General features: G+C 40.3%; 1 pseudogene. It reads left to right on the top strand.

From position 1 onward, the window contains the following. Positions 1-17: 17 nt before the first annotated feature. Positions 18-837 (top strand): annotated as a pseudogene (locus tag P5674_RS25355) (hypothetical protein); the annotation flags it as partial.

Raw genomic sequence — 837 nt, 5'->3', positions numbered from 1 at the left:
GGGAATGCGAGCAATCGATGAGCGTAACTATTGGGGGGAAAACGGTTACCTTTGCCAGAAATGTTTGCGAAGATGATAAAGACGAGGAAACAGAGGAAGATGAAATTGAGACAAGCGAAGATGAAAATGATCTTAGACCTCCTAAGCTCGATATCCCTCGACCTCCGGCTGGATATTCTCGCCAGTTAGGGGAACTCTATCTAGTTAAAAAAGTATTCTTTTTGTGGGGGTGGTTTCCAACTTTTACGGAAGCAGGATTAAATTTTATAGCGAAGGGTGAGGGTACAATAACAACAAAATCAAGCTTAATAAGTTCCCTTGAATTTTCCAATGAACGTTGGGCGTTCGAGTCTATAACTTTTATGGGAATAGTGCCAGTTTCGGAGACTAGACAGCTTTTTGGGCGTTGGGATAGACTGCGGTTTAGAGATGTTAAAGTTGGAGTACACTTTAATTATATTAAATCGGTAAGTCAACTAGAATATATCAAGAAATCTCCTACATGGTTTCCCCAGCGTGTATGGACATCATACCCGATGCTTTCACCTTATTATTTGAAATCAGCCCAGCAGATTAATGTTGCGGTGGCTCCGATAGTTTTTAACCAAATAGAACCAGAAACTGGTAACTATATAAGCCATCAACTTTATCATAGATATATAGACTGGTGCCTTTACCTGGTACCTCTGCCTTATACAGAGAATTTATCTGAACCAGAGCCACCGCCAAGTTTACCAATATTACCAGATGATATGGACAAAAACTGTTGTGAAGATTTGATTAAGATGACTCGGGAAATACATAAAGCCCTAGGGGTCAGGAAGTTGTTAGACAAGA

The sequence above is a fragment of the Limnospira sp. PMC 289.06 genome, assembly GCF_032350395.1.
Taxonomy (GTDB): Bacteria; Cyanobacteriota; Cyanobacteriia; order Cyanobacteriales; family Microcoleaceae; genus Limnospira; species Limnospira platensis.
The sequence above is the reverse complement of the archived record's forward strand: the minus strand, read 5'-3'. Positions and strand labels throughout refer to the sequence as shown.